Raw genomic sequence first — 16,239 nt, forward strand, 5'->3', positions numbered from 1 at the left:
TCCCTTTCCTTGGGCGCAAGGCCACCGTTGATTGGATTTAGCCGAGGGTTGCCGGATTGTCACCGGCCCCCCCCGGCCAACCATGCCGCGAGCCTCCGCCGCCCGCCCGGCCGCCCCGGATCGGACCGCCCGAGGTCGAGCGAAGCGGGCCGCGCCGGCCAGACCTTCGCCCCGGTTTCCGCCGCCGCGGCGGCGACCGCAGCGAAGCCTGGGCAGGCGGGATCGAGGATCAGCAGCCTGGCCCCGGCCCGCAGCGCCGCCAGCGCCTGGCCCGGCGCATCGCCGCAATCCAGCGCCGCCCGGTGCGGCACCCCCGGCTGCGCCGTGGCGGCGTCAGCGATCATGGCGAGGAACCACGGCGCCCCGAGGCTCCCCGCCGCCCCCGGTGCCGAGAGCAGCAGCACGCCGCCCGGGACTCCCCCCTGGCCCGCCGCCGCCAGCGCCGCCGCGGCCTGCGCCACCGAATGCACCGTGACAGCCGGTGCCGCCCCCTCCTGGCGTTGACCCGTCCCGGCGCCCATGCGAAGGCTTCCAGCATGCCGGAAGGCCCGCGTCCAGCGTGGCGCGCCGGCCGATCCGGTCTGATTCAATCTTCGTCTGCGGGGTCTGCGGGAACGGGATGAGCGAAGGCGGCAGCAGCCCATCTGGGGATCCGACCATGCAGGCGGCGGCACGGCTGGAAGCGGCGGTGGAGCGCTTGGCGGCGGCCCTGCCGGCCGCCCTGGCCCGGCCCCGCCCGGCCGGGCAGCCCGGCGGCGACGCGGATAGCGTGCCGCGCGCCGAGGTCGCCGCCCTGGCCGCGCGGCTCGATGCCACCATCCTGCGGCTGCGGGCCGCCATGCAGGACGAGCTGCGCCAGGCCGACGAGCCGGGCGAGGAGGACTAGGGCGTGGGGCAGGTCTCGGTCCGGGTGAACGGCTACAGCCATACCATCGGCTGCAAGGATGGCGAGGAGGGCCACGTCCTCGATCTGGTCGCGCAGATCGAGGACAAGGTCCGGCTGATCCGCGCCATGGGCGGCCAGTTCTCGGAATCCCGCATGCTGCTGCATGTGGCGCTGCTGCTGGCCGACGAGGTCGGCGATCTGCGGGGCGAGATGCGCCGGCCGGGCACCCATGCAGCCGCCGGCCCAACCACCGCCCCGGCTGCTTCGCCCGACCCACAATTGGCGGAACGGCTGGCCCGCATCGCCGAGCGGATCGAGGGCATTGCCCAGACGCTCGACCGTCCCTAATTATCATGGGCGGAGCTGCCCGGCGCGTCAGGCAATTCATCCCCAGGGCCAATAAGCATCCTCCGGGAACTGGCTCTGTCCGGATCTTGGTCCGGGTATCCGGTGCCCACCTGCTCACGCAGGCCTTGGGAGGATGAGACGCCAACGGCCATGGCGGCTCCGCACTTGACCCTTTCCCCCGCAGCCCAGGCGCCGGCCGATTCCGGCGGCCTCTGGTGTCCCGTGCTGCTGCGGGACCTGAAGGCAGAGGCGCGCCAGGCGGCTTTCGCCCGCCGCGCCGGCTGCGACCCCCGCGCCGGCATCCGGCTGGCGGGGCATGTGCTTGCCGCCTGCCCGCCACCCCCCGGCGCCGTGGTCGCCGGCTTCTGGCCGATGGGCCCCGAGATCGACATCCGCCCGCTACTGCTGGCCCTGGTCGGGCGCGGCCATGCCATCGCGCTGCCGGTCACGCCCCGGCGTGGCCAGCCGCTCGGCTTCCGTCGCTGGCGCTGGGGCGAGCCCCTGGCCCGCGGCCCGCTCGGCACCCGCCAGCCGGCCTCTGGGGAGGCGCTGCGGCCGGACTGGCTGCTGGTGCCTCTGCTGGCCTTCGACCGGGCTGGGCGGCGGCTCGGCTATGGCGGCGGCTATTACGACCGCACCCTGGCGGCGCTGCCCGGCGCCATGGCGCTCGGCTGCGCCCATGCCGCGCAGGAGGTGCCAGCAGTGCCGGCGGGGCCGGAGGATGTCCGGCTGCCTGCCGTGGCGACCGAGGCGGGGGTGATCCGATGCGGAGCATAAGACCTTGAGAATCCTGTTCCTCGGCGATGTGGTCGGCCGTTCCGGCCGGGACGCGGTAACGGCCGCCCTGCCGGGGCTCCGGGCACAGCTCGGCACCGACCTGGTGGTGGTGAACGGGGAGAATGCCAGTCACGGCTTCGGCCTGGCACCCGACATGGCGCGGGCGCTGCTGGAGGCGGGCGCCGATGTGATCACTCTCGGCAACCACACCTGGGACCGGCGGGAGATCATTCCCTATCTGGAAACCGAGCCGCGGGTGATTCGCCCGATCAATTTCCCCGCCCGGCACGCCGGGCCGCGGCGCCTATGTGGCCGAAGTGGCCAACGGGCGCCGCGCCCTGGTGGTGAATGTCATGGGCCGGCTCTTCATGGACCCGCTGGACGATCCCTTCCGCACCGTCCAGGCGGAGATCCAGAAATACCGGCTGGGCGCGGGCGGCAGCATCCAGGCCGCGGTGATCGACGTTCATGCCGAGGCGAGCAGCGAGAAGGCAGCCTTCGGCCACAGCTTCGACGGGCTGGTGAGCCTGGTGGTCGGCACCCATACCCACACGCCCTCGGCCGACCACCAGATCCTGCCCGGTGGGACCGGCTACATGACCGATGCCGGCATGTGCGGCGACTACGACAGCGTCATCGGCATGCAGAAGGCCGGCGCCTCGCTCCGCTTCTGGCGCAAGGTGCCGGGCGAGCGCCTTACCCCGGCGGAGGGCGCGGCGACGCTCTGCGGCGTGCTGGTCGAAACCGATGACACCACCGGCCTGGCCCTGCGGATCGAGCCGCTGCGGCTGGGCGGCCGGCTTTCCCAGGCCATGCCGGCGGCGTGAGCGGTCCGATCATCCGGAGGCGAAGCCGGAGGGCGTGAACCGGCCCGCAGGATACAAGGGGGCCATCCCCGGCGGCGGCCTCGGCACAAGCGCCAGCGTCGGGGCGTATTGGTTCTGTTCTTCACCCGGATGTCATCACGGCGCGCCGCCTGCCTGGTGCACAATCCCCGGTAGTAACTCGGGGAGAGGGTGATGGACGGTACACCGTTCCGCTTTCCGGCCGGAAGCTCGGTGCTCGGCGGTGCCGCGGGTGGCTTGAGCTATGAGGGCGCGCTGCGCGACGCCCTGGCCGTCGAGGAGCGGGACCGCCGCCGTGAGGCCGGCCGTCGGCGGGAAGCGCCGCAGGCCCAGCCGCGCCGGCGTGAGCCGGAGCGGCGGAAACCGGCAGCGTAACAGCCCGGCTTCAGTACAGCGTCTCGGCGAGCCGGCCCGGCGCCTCGGCGTCATAGCCTGCCGGGTCCACCAGCCCGCCGCTATGGGCGGCGAGCAACTGGCCCATGCTCGGCACGCCCGCCGGCCGGGCCCGGCCGGACCAAAGCCCCGCCCGGGTCACGGCCTTGGCGCATTGCATGTAGATCTCGCGCACCGTCACCAGCACCACGGTCGCGGGCAGCTTGCCGCGCACCGCGAAACGCTCCCGGAGCGCCGGGTCGGCGGTGATCCGGGCGGTGCCGTTGACCCGCAGGGCCTCGCCGATGCCGGGCACCAGGAAGAGCAGGGCCACGGCCGGGTTCTCGATGATGTCCCGCAGCCCATCCAGCCGGTTGTTGCCGCGGCGGTCCGGCAGGGCCAGGGTCCGGTCGTCCAGCGCGGTGACGAAGCCCGGCGCATCGCCCCGCGGGGTGCCATGCACGCCATTCGACCCCGCTGTGGAGAGCAGGCAGAAGGGGGCGGCGGCGATGAAGCCCAGCGTGCTTGCCTCCAGCCGGTCCGTGACCTTCCGCAGCACCAACTCCCGCGGCGGGTCGTAGAGCGCGGCCAGTTGCTCCAGGGAAGCAACGGCGAAGGGGTCGGTGGCGGTGAGGCTGTCCATGGGGCCGGCTCCCGGGGCTGCGGGACGGCATCCTGCCCCGATCCTGGCCGGGAGGTCCAGCCAGCCTGTGGCGCTCGGCGGATCGGGGCGCTATAAGCCTGTCCTCAACCGGAATCTCAGGAGCGATGCCGGCCGATAGTCGCGGGGCGGAAAGGCCCCGGGGTGCGCCATCGGTCGGCGGCAGGCGGGGATGCCGCTCGATGCAGGCGGGGCATGGGGGCCCGCGGCTTCGGCTCGGGCGGCGCAGGACAGGGAAGTGCGGCCATGGCCGGCCATTCGCATGCCAAGAACATCATGCATCGCAAGGCGGCGCAGGGCGCCAAGAAGGCGCGCGCCTTCGGCAAGCTGATCCGCGAGATTTCGGTCTCGGCGAAGCTCGGCCTGCCCGACCCGGCGGCCAATCCGCGGCTGCGCGCGGCGGTGAAGGCGGCGCTGACGGCGAACATGACGCGCGAGACCATCGATCGCGCCATCAAGCGCGCCGCCACCAGCGGCCAGGGTGAGGACTGGCAGGAGGTGCGCTATGAGGGCTACGGCCCGAACGGCGTCGCCCTGATCGTCGAGGCGCTGACCGACAACCGCAACCGCACCGCCGGTGAACTGCGCTCGGCCTTCGCCAAGGCTGGGGGCGCGCTCGGCGAGACCAATTCGGTGGCCTTCCAGTTCGAGCGGAAGGGCGTGATCCGCTACCCGGCCGGCGCTGCCACGGCCGATGCCATGCTGGAAGCCGCCATCGAGGCCGGCGCCGAGGATGCGGAAAGCGACGCCGAGGAGCATGAGGTGACCACCTCGGTCGAGGATTTCTTCACCGTGCGCGACGCGCTGGAAGGGCGGTTCGGCACGGCGGATTCGGCGAAGCTGGAATGGCTGCCCTCCACCACCGTCGATCTCGACGAGGACCGCGCACGGGACGTGCTGAAGCTGGTGGATGTGCTGGACGACAACGACGACGTGCAGAATGTCTATGCCAATTTCGAGGTTTCCGAGGCGGTGATGCAGCGGCTCTCGGCGGCCTGACATGGTGCAGGGCGGCATTCGCCTGCTGGGGCTCGATCCCGGCCTGCAGCATACCGGCTGGGGCATGGTGGAGAGCGCCGGCAGCCGGCTCAGGCATCTCGGCGATGGCGTCATCTCCACCGATGCGGCGCAGGCGCTGGCGGAGCGGCTTTCCTGCCTCTACCGGGCGCTGCATGCGCTGCTGGAGCAATGGCAGCCGGATGAGGCGGCGGTGGAGCATACCTATGTCAACAAGAACCCCGGCGCGGCGCTGAAGCTCGGCCAGGCGCGCGGCGTGGTGCTGCTGGCGCCGGCGCTGTTTGGCATCCCGGTCGCCGAATACCAGGCGATGGAGGTGAAGCGCGCCGTGGTCGGCACCGGCCATGCCGAGAAGCCGCAGGTGGAGGCGATGGTGCGGCGCCTGCTGCCCGGCGCCACCATCCGCCGCGCCGACGCCGCGGATGCGCTGGCGGTGGCGATCTGCCACGCGCATCACCGGGGGACCAGGCTGGCCCTTGCGCGCGGATATGTGCCGGCATGATCGGCAAGCTTACCGGCCGGCTGGATGGCACCTTCGAGGGCGGCTGCATCCTCGACGTGAATGGCGTGGGCTATCTGCTCGCCTGTTCGCAGAAGACGCTGGACCGGTTGCAGGGCGTCGAGGGCAGCGTGAAGGTGCTGGTCGAGACGCATGTGCGGCAGGACGCCATCCTGCTCTATGGCTTCGCGCTGGCGCAGGAGCGCGACAGTTTCCGCAAGCTCACCTCGATCCAGGGAGTCGGGCCGAAGCTGGCGCTCGACATCCTCTCGGCCTTCGGGCCGGAGGATCTGGCCGCGGCGGTGCGCGCCGCCGACCGCGCCGCGCTGCGCCAGGCGAATGGTGTCGGCGCCAAGCTGGCGGACCGGCTGGTGACGGAACTGCGCGACTGGGCGGGCGGCATCGCGCCGGCCTCGGGCGTGGCGCTGCCGGCCGCCGTAGCATTGGCGCCGGAAGCGGGGGCGGAGGCGGATGCGGTCTCGGCGCTGGTCAATCTCGGCTGGAAGCGGCCCGAGGCGCAGGCGGCGGTGAACCGCGCCCGGGCCAGGCTCGGCGAGGGCGCCGGGCTTGAGGGGCTGATCCGCGACAGCCTGAAGGAATTGGCGCGGATATGAGTGTCGTGCGGGAAGCGCGCCGATGAGTGTCGTGCTGGAAGCGCGCCAATGAGTGACGACCGGATCACCACGCCGATCCGCACCGAGGAGGATGCCGCCGAGGCGACCCTGCGGCCGCAGACCCTTGCCGATTTCACCGGCCAGCAGACGCTGCGTGAGAATCTCGCCGTTTTCATTCAGGCGGCAAGGGTGCGCGGCGAGGCGCTGGACCATGTGCTGCTGCATGGCCCGCCAGGCCTCGGCAAGACCACCCTGGCGCAGATCGTGGCGCGCGAGCTTGGCGTCGGCTTCCGCGCCACCTCCGGCCCGATCCTGCAACGGGCCGGCGACCTTGCTGCCATCCTGACCAATCTGCAGCCGCGCGACGTGCTCTTCGTGGATGAGATCCACCGGCTGCAGCCGGCGCTGGAGGAAACCCTCTATCCCGCGATGGAGGATTTCCAGCTCGACCTCATCATCGGCGAGGGGCCGGCGGCGCGGACCGTGCGGATCGACCTGCCGCCCTTCACCCTGGTCGGCGCCACCACCCGCGCCGGGCTGCTGGCCACGCCCTTGCGGGACCGTTTCGGGATTCCGCTGCGGCTGCAATTCTACACGCCGGAGGAACTGTTCCAGATCGTCCGGCGCGGCGCGCAGAAGCTGGGCTTCGCGCTGTCCGAGGATGGCGCGCGGGAGATCTCCAGGCGCTCCCGCGGCACGCCGCGCATCGCCGGGCGGCTCCTGCGGCGGGTGCGGGATTTCGCGCTGGTCTCCGGCAAGGTGGCCGATCGCGCCATGGCGGATGGCGCGCTGGCGCGGCTGGAGGTGGACCGGCTCGGCCTCGATGCCATGGACCGGCGCTATCTCCGGCGCATCGCGGGAATCCCACAATGGCGGACCGGTCGGGGTCGAGACCCTGGCGGCGGCGCTGGCGGAAGCGCGCGACACGCTGGAGGACGTCATCGAGCCCTACCTGATCCAGGAGGGGCTGGTGATGCGCACCCCGCGCGGCCGGGTGCTGGGCGAGCCGGGCTGGCGGCATCTCGGCATGGCGCCGCCGGCGGGGCTGGCGATCCAGCCGGACCTGCTCTCGCCGGGGTCTTCCGAGCCATGATCGAAACGCCTGATGCGCCGGCGCATTCATTCCCCATCCGCGTCTATTTCGAGGATACGGATGCCGGCGGCATGGCCTACCACGCGACCTATCTCCGCTGGGCGGAACGGGCGCGCACCGAAGCCTTGCGCGACATGGGCATGCCGCACCAGGCGATGATGGAGCGGTACAATTCAATACTCGTGGTGCGCCGCATCAAAGTGGAGTATTGGCGGCCCGCCCGGCTTGATGACGCAATCGTGGTCGAGACCCGGGTTCTGGCCGTGAAGGGCGTCACCATCAGCCTCGACCAGCGGATGCGGATGGATGGGACGGTGCTGGCGGCGCTCGGCGTGGAACTGGCCTGCCTGGACCGTACCACGCTGCGCCCGAGGCGAATTCCCGAACCCTGGCGGCGGGCCCTTGGCGGCGCTTCGGCGTCCGGGTCCGTGCCGGCGGCGGAGCAGTAGAGGAGAGTGGCGGTGGATCGCAGCGTGAGCGCGACGGATCTGGGTGGGGCGATGCACGACCTTTCGCTCTGGGGCTTGTTCCTGCAGGCCGATTGGGTCGTGAAGCTGGTGATGATCGGGCTGCTGCTGGCCAGCATCTGGGTCTGGGCCATCGTCTTCGAGAAGGTGACGAGCATCCGCCGCGCCAACCGCGAGGCCGATGTCTTCGAGGACAGCTTCTGGTCGGGCGGCAGCCTGGACGAGCTCTATCGCCGGGAGGGCGAGCAGCCCACCCACCCGATGGCCGCGGTCTTCGTGGCCGCCATGCGCGAATGGCGCCGCAGCGCCCAGCGCCTGGCCGGCGGGGAATGGATGGCGGCCGGCCTGCGGGAGCGTGTGGATCGCGCCATGGCGGTGACGGTGCAGCGGGAGATGGACCGGCTGGAGCGCTGGATGGTGTTCCTGGCCTCGGTCGGCTCGGTGGCGCCCTTCATCGGCCTCTTCGGCACGGTCTGGGGCATCATGAACAGTTTCGCGGCGATTGCCGGCATGCAGAACACCAACCTGGCGGTGGTGGCGCCCGGCATCGCGGAGGCGCTCTTCGCCACCGCCATCGGCCTGGTCGCGGCCATTCCGGCGGTGCTGGCCTACAACAAGATCAGCTCCGACCTGGCGCGCTTCGCCGCGCGGCTGGAGGCATTCGCCGCGGGATTCGGCGCCATCCTGTCGCGCCAGACCGAGACGGCGATGGGCGCGGCGGATGCCGCGCAGGTGCCGGCCCCGGTGGCGGAGTAGCACGATGGCGGTGTCCCTGGCCGGCCGCGGCAAGGCGCGCGGCCGCTACAAGCCGATGGCCGAGATCAACGTCACGCCCATGGTGGACGTGATGCTGGTGCTGCTCATCATCTTCATGGTGGCGGCGCCGCTGATGACCGTCGGCGTGCCGGTGGACCTGCCCAAGACCCAGGCCAGTGCGCTCAACCAGAACAATGAGCCGATCACCATCACGGTGGACCCGGAAGGCAGGATCTTCCTCCAGGAGACCGAGGTGCCGCTGGAGGGGCTGGTGGCGCAGCTCCAGGCCATCGCCGGGGAGCAGGCCCAAGGGGCCGCGGCCGGGGCCGAGCCTCGCCGCATCTTCGTCCGCGGCGACCGCGCCATCAGCTATGGCCGCGTCATGGAGGTGATGGGCACGATCAGTGCCGGCGGCTTCTCGCGCGTGGCGCTGCTGGCCGAGCAGCCCGCCGGCCGCCCCGCCACCCCGGCCGCCCGGCCGGCGCCCGCCGGCGCCAGGCCGCAGGCGCCGCAGCCGGCGCCGCGCAGCCAGAACGGCGTGGCGCCACGGGGCTGAAGCCTGCCGCACAAGGGGGACGCGCGGGGGCGCGAGGATGCAGATACGGGGGGCTTAAATCCTGGGGGCTGGTCTCGGCGGGGCTGCATGCGGCCATCCTGCTGGTGATCCTGATCGACCTGGCGACCCGCAAATTCGAGGAGCCGCAGGAACAGGCCATCGCGGTCGAACTGGTCGCGCAACTGCCGGCGCAGCAGGCGCAGGGCGAAACCGCAGCGCCCACGCCCGCCCCGGCGCCCGAGCCGGTGCCGCAGCCGCCCCGCCCGGAGCCGCCCGCGCCCGAGCCGCCGAAGCCCGCCCCGCCCAGCCCACCGCCACCGCCGCCGCCACCCCCCCCGGCGCCGGCCCCGCCGCCCGTGCCGCAGACCCAGGTCCAGCCGCGCCCGACCCCGCCCGCCCCGGCGCCGACCCCGGAACCCACCCCGGTGCCGACTCCGCCGCGGCCGCAGCAGCAGGCGCAGGTGACGCCGCCGCCGCCCCGGCCGGAGCCACCGAGCCCCGCGCCGCCGCGCCCGGAACCGCCGCTGCCGCTGCCGCCGCCCCCGGTGCCGCCGCCGCCCACGCCGAGCCAGCAGCCCGGCACCGGCCAGACCCCGCCCGTGGCGCGGCCACAGGAGCGGAGCGCGAGCGTGCAGAACACGCTGGAGCGGCTGCGCCAGCAGCAGCAGCAGCAGGCGCCGACCGCGCGCGCCAATCCGCAGGCCGGCGCACCGCGCACCGGCGGCGGTACGCCGACCGGCGCCGCGCTGCTGACGGCCGGCGAGATCCGCGGCATCGCCGACCAGATCAGCGAATGCTGGAATGTCGATGCCGGTGCCCCCAATATCTCGGAGATCGTGGTCTCCCTCCGTGTCGAGCTTGACGGCGCCGGCACCGTCCGCAACGTGCGGCCGGACGGCGCCGTGCCCGGCGACCCGCGCGCGCGCGCTGTTTACGGATCCGCCCGGCGGGCGCTGTTGTCGCCCGCCTGCAATCCGCTGAAGGTGCCGCGCGAGAAGCTGGCCACCCTGCAATCCTCCACCTTCCGCTTCAACCCGAGAGGTTTGGTGCAACGATGATCCGTTCCCCGGCGATCAGCCGCCGCGCCGCATTGGGCGCCGCCGCAACCCTGGTCGCGCCCGGCATCTGGTCCTGGCCGCTGCCGGCGCGGGCGCAGCAGACCCAGGGCGCGGTGATCGACATCACCCGTGCCCGCACCGACCCGATCCCGATCGCGGTGCCGGATTTCGCCGGGGCCGGCGATGCCGGGCGGGTCGGGCGCGACATCGCCCGCGTCATCCTGAACAATCTCCGCGGCTCCGGCCTGTTCCGGCCGGTGGAGCGCGCCGCCTTCATCCAGACCGCCGAGGCCGCGGCGCAGGCGCCCCGCTTCCAGGACTGGCGGGTGATCGGCGCGCAGGCGCTCACGACCGGGCGGGCGGAGATCGCGGGAGACCGCATCCGCGTGGAATTCCGCCTCTGGGACGTGCTGCCGGAGCAGCAGATCCAGGGCACCGCCTTCACCGCGCCGCTGGGCAATTGGCGCCGCATCGCGCATCTGATCTCGGATGTGATCTATGAGCGGCTGCTCGGCGAGAAGGGCTATTTCGATACCCGCGTCTGCTACGTGGCGGAAAGCGGCCCGCGCGACCGCCGCAACCGGCGCCTGGCCATCATGGACCAGGACGGCGAGAACCACCGCTTCCTGACCGATGGCACCTTTGCCGCGCTGACGCCGCGCTTCCACCCGAATGCGCAGCAGATCGCCTTCATGTCCTACAACCAGAACCAGCCGCGGGTCTTCCTGTTCAACCTCGACAGCGGCCGGCAGGAGGTGCTGGGCAATTTCCCCGGCATGACGCTGAGCCCGCGCTTCAGCCCGGATGGGCGGAGCGTGATCCTCTCCTCGACCCGCGGCAACGACGCCAATATCTACATCGTCGACCTGGGCTCGCGGCGCGAGCGGCAATTGACCTCGGGCGGCGGCCTGGATGTCTCGCCCTGCTTCTCGCCGGACGGTTCGCAGATCGTCTTCAATTCCGACCGCGGCGGCGACCAGCAGCTCTATGTCATGTCGGCGGATGGCGGTGGCGCCCGGCGCATCTCCTTTGGCCGCGGCCGCTACGCGACGCCGGTCTGGTCGCCGCGCGGCGACCTGATCGCCTTCACCCGCATCGCCTCCGGGCAATTCGCCATCGGCGTCATGCGGCCGGATGGCTCGGGCGAGCGCATCCTGTCCGAGGGCTGGGGCATGGAGGGGCCGACCTTCGCTCCCAATGGCCGGGTGATGATGTATTTCCGCGAGAGCCCGGCGCGGGATTCGCGGGGCAGCGGCTATTCCTCGCGCCTCGCCTCCATCGACATCGCCGGCTTCAACGAGCGGCAGATCGCCACCCCGACCGATGCCTCCGACCCCGCCTGGTCGCCGCTGCTGTCATGATCCGCGTCACGACCGTAATATTGCCATGATGCGGTCCGTTCTTCTTGACCCCCTGTTGGGGCGGCGGTAACGGCCCGAGTGGAATTCAACGGTCGGTATGGCCGGCTGTGATCGGAAGGACGAAACCATGATGAACCCGAAGCTTCTCGGCGCGGTTGCCGCGCTCGCGCTGCTCGCGGCCTGCGAATCGAGCACCGACCAGAACGCCGCCGCGACCGGCGCTGGGGCCGGCGGGGCGGCTGGCGGCCTCGGCACCGGGCTCGGCAGCGGCGCCGTGCGTCCGGGCAGCCAGGAGGATCTGGTGGCCAATGTCGGCGACCGTGTGTTCTTCGCCACCGACCGCTCCACCATCGCCGCCGACCAGCGCCCGGTGCTGGACCGCCAGGCCACCTGGCTCAGGCAATATCCGCAGGTCACGGTGACGGTCGAAGGCCATGCCGATGAGCGCGGCACGCGCGAATACAACCTGGCCCTTGGCCAGCGCCGCGCCAATGCGGCGCGCGACGTGCTGGTGGCCGGCGGTGTCGGCGGCTCGCGCATCAACACCATCTCCTATGGCAAGGACCGCCCGGCGGCGCTCGGCTCCAACGAGGATGCCTGGGCGCAGAACCGCCGCGCCGTGACGGTGGTGCGCTGAGCCTGGCCGCGCCCTGAACTGCGCCAGGGGCGAATCGGCTCCTGGCGAATCCCGGTGGGTGCCGGCATGTGGCACCCTGACGACCCGGCTGGAGCCCATCTGGGCTTGAGCCCGACCGGAGGCCTGTGATGCGACGCGCGCTCGCCGCCCTGCTCCTCGCCACGCCCCTCCTGCTGCCGCAGCCGGCCTTCGCCCAGGCGGAGAGCCGTGAGGGCATCTATCTGCAGAACCAGATCCTGCAACTGCGGCAGGAACTGGACCAGCTTCGTCGCGGCGGTTCCTCGCTGGGCGCGCCGCCGGTCGTGGTGGCGCCGCGCGGCGGCGCCGCGCCGCAGGGGGAGTTGCTGGGCCAATTGCTGGACCGCGTCTCCGGGCTTGAGGAGGAGGTGCGGCGGCTGCGCGGCAGGCTGGAGGAAAGCGAATTCCGCGACCGCCAGCTTTCCCAGACGGTCGAGAAGCTGCAGGGCGACGTGGACTACCGGCTGCAGCAATTGGAAGGCCAGGGGGGGCGGTCGTCCCACCGCTGCGCCCGCCCCCGCACCGCGCGCCGCCGCGCCCCCTCCACCCGCCACCGCGGCGGCACGGCCACCCGAGCGCGCCATTGCCGAGGGCCAGGCGGCGCTGGGCCGGCGCGACTTCGCCGCCGCCGAGGCCGCGGCCCGCGAGGCGCTGGCGGCGCGGAACAGCCCGCGCGCCACGGATGCGCAGTTGCTGCTGGGTGATGCGCTGGCCGGCAAGCGCGACTTCGCCGGCGCCGCGCTGGCCTTCAACGATGCCTATACCCGCGGCCGCACCGGCCCCCGCGCGCCGGAGGCGCTGATCGGCCTGGCCAATGCCTTCTCCGGCCTCAACAACCGGCGTGAGGCCTGCGACACGCTGGATGACCTCCGCAGCAATTTCCCTAATCTCCGCGGCCCGCAGGCCGAGCGCGCCGCCGAGGCCCGCCGCCGGGCCGGCTGCCGCTGACGCAGGGCGCAGCGCCGCCCGGGGCGGCGGAATTCGCGGCGCTGATGGCGCCGCTCGGACCCTTCGGGCCGGCACCGGCGCTGGCGGCCGGCGTCTCCGGCGGGCCGCATAGCCTGGCCCTGGCGCTGCTGGCCGATGCCTGGGCGCGGACCCGGGGCGGCAGCCTGCTCGCCCTGGTGGTGGACCACGGGCTGCGGCCCGAAAGTGGCGCCGAGGCGGCGGGCGTGGTGGCACAACTGACCGCCCACGGCATCCCGGCACGGCTGCTGCGGCTGCGGCTCCCCCCCGGGCCGGGATTGCAGGAGCGCGCCCGGTTGGGACGCCGCGCCGTGCTGCTGGAAGCCTGCCGGGCCGCGGGCCGGCCCTGGCTGCTGCTCGGCCACCATCGCGCCGATCAGGCGGAGACGCTGCTGTTCCGGGCCCTGCGGGGCAGCGGCGGGGCCGGGCTCGCCGCCATGGCGCCGGTGCGGACGGAGGCGGCCGTGCTGATCCTGCGGCCGTTGCTGGGCATGGCGCCGGCGCGGCTGGAGGCGGTGGTGGCCGCCGCCGGCCTGGCCCCGGTGCGCGACCCGAGCAATGCCGACCCCCGCTTCGCCCGCATCCGGCTGCGGGAGGCGCTGGGCGATTCCACAGGGGAGGGGCCGGCCGTGGCGGCGCTGGCCGAGGCGGCCGCGGCCTTCGGGCGGCGGCGGTCCGGCCTTGAGCGGCGCCTGGCCTCCCGCCTTGCCATCGCCGCCTGCCTTTTCCCGGAAGGCTTCGCGGAGATCGACCCGGCGGCGCTGGGCGGCGATGCGGTGGCCGATGCGGCACTGGCGGCGCTAGTCCGGGTGGTGGGCGGCGCCGGCTTCGCACCGCCACGGGCTGCGGTGGCGGCACTGCGCCGGCAGGGCGGCGGCACGCTTTCGGGGGCCTGGCTTCGCCCTGCGGGGGGCCATCTGGCGCCTGTTGCGGGAACCCGCTGCGGTGGCGCCGCCGGTCGCCGCCAGCTTCGGGGCGGTCTGGGACAGGCGCTTCCGGCTGGCCGGCCCCGGCAGGGCAGGCTGCACGATCGGCGCGCTGGGGCCTGCGACGGGGCTGCGCCGGGCCGGGCGGGGCCTGCCGGCCACGATTCTCTCGACCCTGCCGGCCATTCGGCGCGACGGCGTGCTGGTCGCGGTGCCGGGCTTGCTCTATCCTGATGCGGCGAGTTGCGAGGCCTTCAGGACCTTCTTCGCCCCGGCGACGGGTCCCGTCGCCGGCTAGGCAGGACGACTGTTGAAAGCGCGCGGGGCGCAGCCATTCAATGCTGGGACCTTCGACCCCATCTTGGGGAGGCGGGGGTCAAGGGCACGGTGCCCGGATTGGCTTCGCCCGAACTGGGACCCTGGCGGGAACGGGATATGCATCGGTGAATAATTTCGGCCGGAATCTGGCGCTCTGGGTGATCGTTGCGCTGCTGCTGGTGGCGCTTTTCAACTTGTTCCAGCCAAGTGGCACGGCCCAGCGGGGCGCGCAGCAGGTGGCTTACAGCGACTTCCTGAACGAGGTCGGCGCCGGGCATGTGCGCGATGTCGTGATCCAGGGCCGCACCGTCACCGGGCAGCTCTCGGATGGCCGCAGCTTCCAGACCTATACCCCGGAAGACCCGGCGCTGGTCGGCAAGCTGACCGAGAAGGGCGTCCGCGTCGTGGCGCGGCCCGAGGAAAGCGACGTCAACCCGCTGTTCCATTACCTGCTCTCCTGGTTCCCGATGCTGCTGCTGATCGGCGTCTGGGTCTTCTTCATGCGCCAGATGCAGTCGGGCGGCGGCCGCGCCATGGGCTTCGGCAAGTCCCGCGCCCGGCTGCTGACCGAGAAGCAGGGCCGCGTCACCTTCGAGGACGTGGCCGGGATCGACGAGGCCAAGGGCGAGCTTGAGGAGATCGTGGAATTCCTGCGCGATCCGCAGAAATTCCAGCGGCTCGGCGGCAAGATCCCGAAGGGATGCCTGCTGGTCGGCCCGCCCGGCACCGGCAAGACCCTGCTGGCCCGCGCCATCGCCGGCGAGGCGAATGTGCCCTTCTTCACCATCTCCGGCTCCGATTTCGTCGAGATGTTCGTGGGCGTGGGCGCGTCGCGCGTGCGCGACATGTTCGAGCAGGGCAAGAAGAACGCCCCCTGCATCATCTTCATCGACGAGATCGATGCGGTCGGCCGGCATCGCGGCGCCGGCCTCGGCGGTGGCAATGACGAGCGCGAGCAGACGCTCAACCAGATGCTCGTGGAGATGGACGGCTTCGAATCGAATGAGGGCGTGATCCTCATCGCTGCCACCAACCGGCCGGACGTGCTGGACCCGGCGCTGCTGCGCCCGGGCCGCTTCGACCGCCAGGTGGTGGTGCCCAACCCGGATGTGATGGGGCGGGAGAAGATCCTCCGGGTGCATATGCGGAAGGTGCCGCTGGCCTCCGATGTCGATCCCAAGGTGATCGCCCGCGGCACACCGGGCTTCTCGGGCGCGGACCTGGCGAACCTGGTGAACGAGGCGGCGCTGCTGGCCGCCCGCACCGGCCGCCGCACCGTCGGCATGTTCGAGTTCGAGCAGGCCAAGGACAAGGTGCTGATGGGCGCCGAGCGGCGGTCGCTCGTGATGTCCGAGGACGAGAAGCGGATGACCGCCTATCACGAGGCGGGCCATGCCCTGGCGGCCATGAAGCTCCCGGAATGCGACCCGGTGCACAAGGCCACCATCATCCCGCGCGGTCGGGCGCTGGGCCTGGTGATGTCCCTGCCGGAGGGCGACCGCTACTCCAAGCACAAGTCCAAGCTGCTGTCGGAACTGGCGATGGCGATGGGCGGGCGCGTGGCGGAGGAGCTGATCTTCGGCCCCGACAAGGTCTCCAACGGCGCCGCCGGCGACATCAAGATGGCGACCGACCAGGCCCGCCGGATGGTCACGGAATGGGGCATGAGCGACAAGCTCGGCATGATCGCCTATGGCGAGAACAGCCAGGAGGTGTTCCTGGGCCATTCCGTCACCCAGTCGAAGAATCTCTCGGAGGAAACCGCGCGGCAGATCGACGCCGAGATCCGCCGGATCATCGACGAGGCCTATGCCAAGGCGAAGCAACTGCTCTCCGAGAACATCGACGAGCTGCACCTGCTGGCCAAGGGCCTGCTGGAGCATGAGACCCTCTCGGGCGACGAGATCCGGCTGGTGATGCGCGGCGAGCCGATCGTCCGCGACCGGCCGGACGAGCCGACCCCGGCCGGTCGCGGCAGCGTGCCGAGCTCCGGCCGGGCGCCGCGCCCCGGGCCGAATCCGGGCGGGCTCAACCCGGCGCCGGCGCCGGGGGCCTGACCCGCCC

General features: G+C 72.3%; 19 protein-coding genes, 1 other RNA gene and 2 pseudogenes. 20 read left to right on the forward strand and 2 right to left on the reverse strand.

Annotated elements, in window-relative coordinates; all coding sequences use genetic code 11:
• Positions 1-59 precede the first annotated feature (59 nt).
• A complete protein-coding gene (locus KSF81_RS13540; protein ID WP_217379435.1) occupies positions 60-521 on the reverse strand; it encodes a hypothetical protein in 462 nt (153 codons plus the stop codon).
• A gap of 137 nt (positions 522-658) precedes the next feature.
• Here KSF81_RS13540 and KSF81_RS13545 point away from each other — a divergent pair, with 137 nt between their 5' ends.
• From KSF81_RS13545 to KSF81_RS13570, 6 genes and pseudogenes are all read left to right on the forward strand, one after another.
• Positions 659-886, forward strand: coding sequence for a hypothetical protein (locus KSF81_RS13545; RefSeq protein ID WP_217379436.1), 228 nt, complete (start codon positions 659-661; stop codon positions 884-886).
• A gap of 3 nt (positions 887-889) precedes the next feature.
• Positions 890-1,234: a cell division protein ZapA gene (locus tag KSF81_RS13550; protein WP_217379437.1), complete on the forward strand. Its 345-nt coding sequence runs from the start codon at positions 890-892 to the stop codon at positions 1,232-1,234.
• Positions 1,235-1,243: 9 nt separating this feature from the next.
• Positions 1,244-1,398: non-coding RNA, 6S RNA (gene ssrS / locus KSF81_RS13555), on the forward strand.
• Positions 1,385-2,011 (forward strand): 5-formyltetrahydrofolate cyclo-ligase, encoded by a 627-nt coding sequence (locus tag KSF81_RS13560; RefSeq protein ID WP_217379438.1) that lies wholly within the window; start codon positions 1,385-1,387, stop codon positions 2,009-2,011. The genes ssrS and KSF81_RS13560 overlap by 14 nt, the downstream gene beginning before the upstream one ends.
• Before the next feature lie 4 nt (positions 2,012-2,015).
• A pseudogene (locus KSF81_RS13565) lies at positions 2,016-2,838 on the forward strand (YmdB family metallophosphoesterase).
• A 192-nt stretch (positions 2,839-3,030) separates the two neighbouring features.
• A complete protein-coding gene (locus KSF81_RS13570) occupies positions 3,031-3,231 on the forward strand; it encodes a hypothetical protein (RefSeq protein ID WP_217379439.1) in 201 nt (66 codons plus the stop codon).
• A gap of 10 nt (positions 3,232-3,241) precedes the next feature.
• Here KSF81_RS13570 and KSF81_RS13575 read toward each other — a convergent pair whose 3' ends face one another.
• A complete protein-coding gene (locus KSF81_RS13575; RefSeq protein ID WP_217379440.1) occupies positions 3,242-3,871 on the reverse strand; it encodes a pyridoxamine 5'-phosphate oxidase family protein in 630 nt (209 codons plus the stop codon).
• Positions 3,872-4,135: 264 nt separating this feature from the next.
• Between KSF81_RS13575 and KSF81_RS13580 the strand changes: the two genes are divergently transcribed.
• The 14 genes and pseudogenes from KSF81_RS13580 to ftsH all read left to right on the forward strand — a co-directional run bounded on the left by KSF81_RS13580 (position 4,136) and on the right by ftsH (position 16,232).
• Entirely contained in the window at positions 4,136-4,888 is a 753-nt protein-coding gene (locus tag KSF81_RS13580) for a YebC/PmpR family DNA-binding transcriptional regulator (RefSeq protein ID WP_217379441.1), read from the forward strand.
• A 1-nt stretch (position 4,889) separates the two neighbouring features.
• Positions 4,890-5,408 carry a crossover junction endodeoxyribonuclease RuvC gene (gene ruvC, locus KSF81_RS13585; RefSeq protein ID WP_217379442.1) on the forward strand — a complete coding sequence of 173 codons (519 nt, stop codon included), beginning with the start codon at positions 4,890-4,892 and terminating at the stop codon, positions 5,406-5,408.
• Positions 5,405-6,019 (forward strand): Holliday junction branch migration protein RuvA, encoded by a 615-nt coding sequence (gene ruvA, locus KSF81_RS13590; protein WP_217379443.1) that lies wholly within the window; start codon positions 5,405-5,407, stop codon positions 6,017-6,019. The genes ruvC and ruvA overlap by 4 nt, the downstream gene beginning before the upstream one ends.
• 48 nt (positions 6,020-6,067) lie before the next feature.
• Positions 6,068-7,112: pseudogene (gene ruvB, locus KSF81_RS13595) on the forward strand (Holliday junction branch migration DNA helicase RuvB).
• A complete protein-coding gene (gene ybgC / locus KSF81_RS13600) occupies positions 7,109-7,561 on the forward strand; it encodes a tol-pal system-associated acyl-CoA thioesterase (protein WP_217379444.1) in 453 nt (150 codons plus the stop codon). Before ruvB ends, ybgC begins: the two are co-directional and overlap by 4 nt.
• A gap of 12 nt (positions 7,562-7,573) precedes the next feature.
• The gene (gene tolQ, locus KSF81_RS13605) at positions 7,574-8,335 is read left to right on the forward strand and encodes a protein TolQ (protein ID WP_217379445.1); all 762 of its coding nucleotides are present in this window, start codon (positions 7,574-7,576) and stop codon (positions 8,333-8,335) included.
• Positions 8,336-8,339: 4 nt separating this feature from the next.
• Positions 8,340-8,891, forward strand: coding sequence for a protein TolR (tolR, locus tag KSF81_RS13610; protein ID WP_217379446.1), 552 nt, complete (start codon positions 8,340-8,342; stop codon positions 8,889-8,891).
• A 104-nt stretch (positions 8,892-8,995) separates the two neighbouring features.
• Complete coding sequence (locus KSF81_RS13615) at positions 8,996-9,949, forward strand: hypothetical protein (protein ID WP_217379447.1); 954 nt, start codon at positions 8,996-8,998, stop codon at positions 9,947-9,949.
• Positions 9,946-11,310: a Tol-Pal system beta propeller repeat protein TolB gene (gene tolB / locus KSF81_RS13620; protein WP_217379448.1), complete on the forward strand. Its 1,365-nt coding sequence runs from the start codon at positions 9,946-9,948 to the stop codon at positions 11,308-11,310. Before KSF81_RS13615 ends, tolB begins: the two co-directional genes overlap by 4 nt.
• A 130-nt stretch (positions 11,311-11,440) precedes the next feature.
• A complete protein-coding gene (gene pal, locus KSF81_RS13625) occupies positions 11,441-11,947 on the forward strand; it encodes a peptidoglycan-associated lipoprotein Pal (RefSeq protein WP_217381690.1) in 507 nt (168 codons plus the stop codon).
• A 128-nt stretch (positions 11,948-12,075) separates the two neighbouring features.
• Positions 12,076-12,669: a hypothetical protein gene (locus KSF81_RS13630; protein WP_254453513.1), complete on the forward strand. Its 594-nt coding sequence runs from the start codon at positions 12,076-12,078 to the stop codon at positions 12,667-12,669.
• Positions 12,569-12,913, forward strand: coding sequence for a hypothetical protein (locus KSF81_RS29690; protein ID WP_375293371.1), 345 nt, complete (start codon positions 12,569-12,571; stop codon positions 12,911-12,913). Before KSF81_RS13630 ends, KSF81_RS29690 begins: the two co-directional genes overlap by 101 nt.
• A gap of 44 nt (positions 12,914-12,957) precedes the next feature.
• Positions 12,958-14,091, forward strand: coding sequence for a tRNA lysidine(34) synthetase TilS (gene tilS / locus KSF81_RS13635; RefSeq protein WP_217379449.1), 1,134 nt, complete (start codon positions 12,958-12,960; stop codon positions 14,089-14,091).
• Between the two features lie 209 nt (positions 14,092-14,300).
• The gene (gene ftsH / locus KSF81_RS13640; RefSeq protein ID WP_309139557.1) at positions 14,301-16,232 is read left to right on the forward strand and encodes an ATP-dependent zinc metalloprotease FtsH; all 1,932 of its coding nucleotides are present in this window, start codon (positions 14,301-14,303) and stop codon (positions 16,230-16,232) included.
• Positions 16,233-16,239 lie beyond the last annotated feature (7 nt).

Origin of the sequence: Siccirubricoccus sp. G192, from assembly GCF_019084075.1 — a bacterium.
GTDB lineage: Bacteria > Pseudomonadota > Alphaproteobacteria > Acetobacterales > Acetobacteraceae > G192.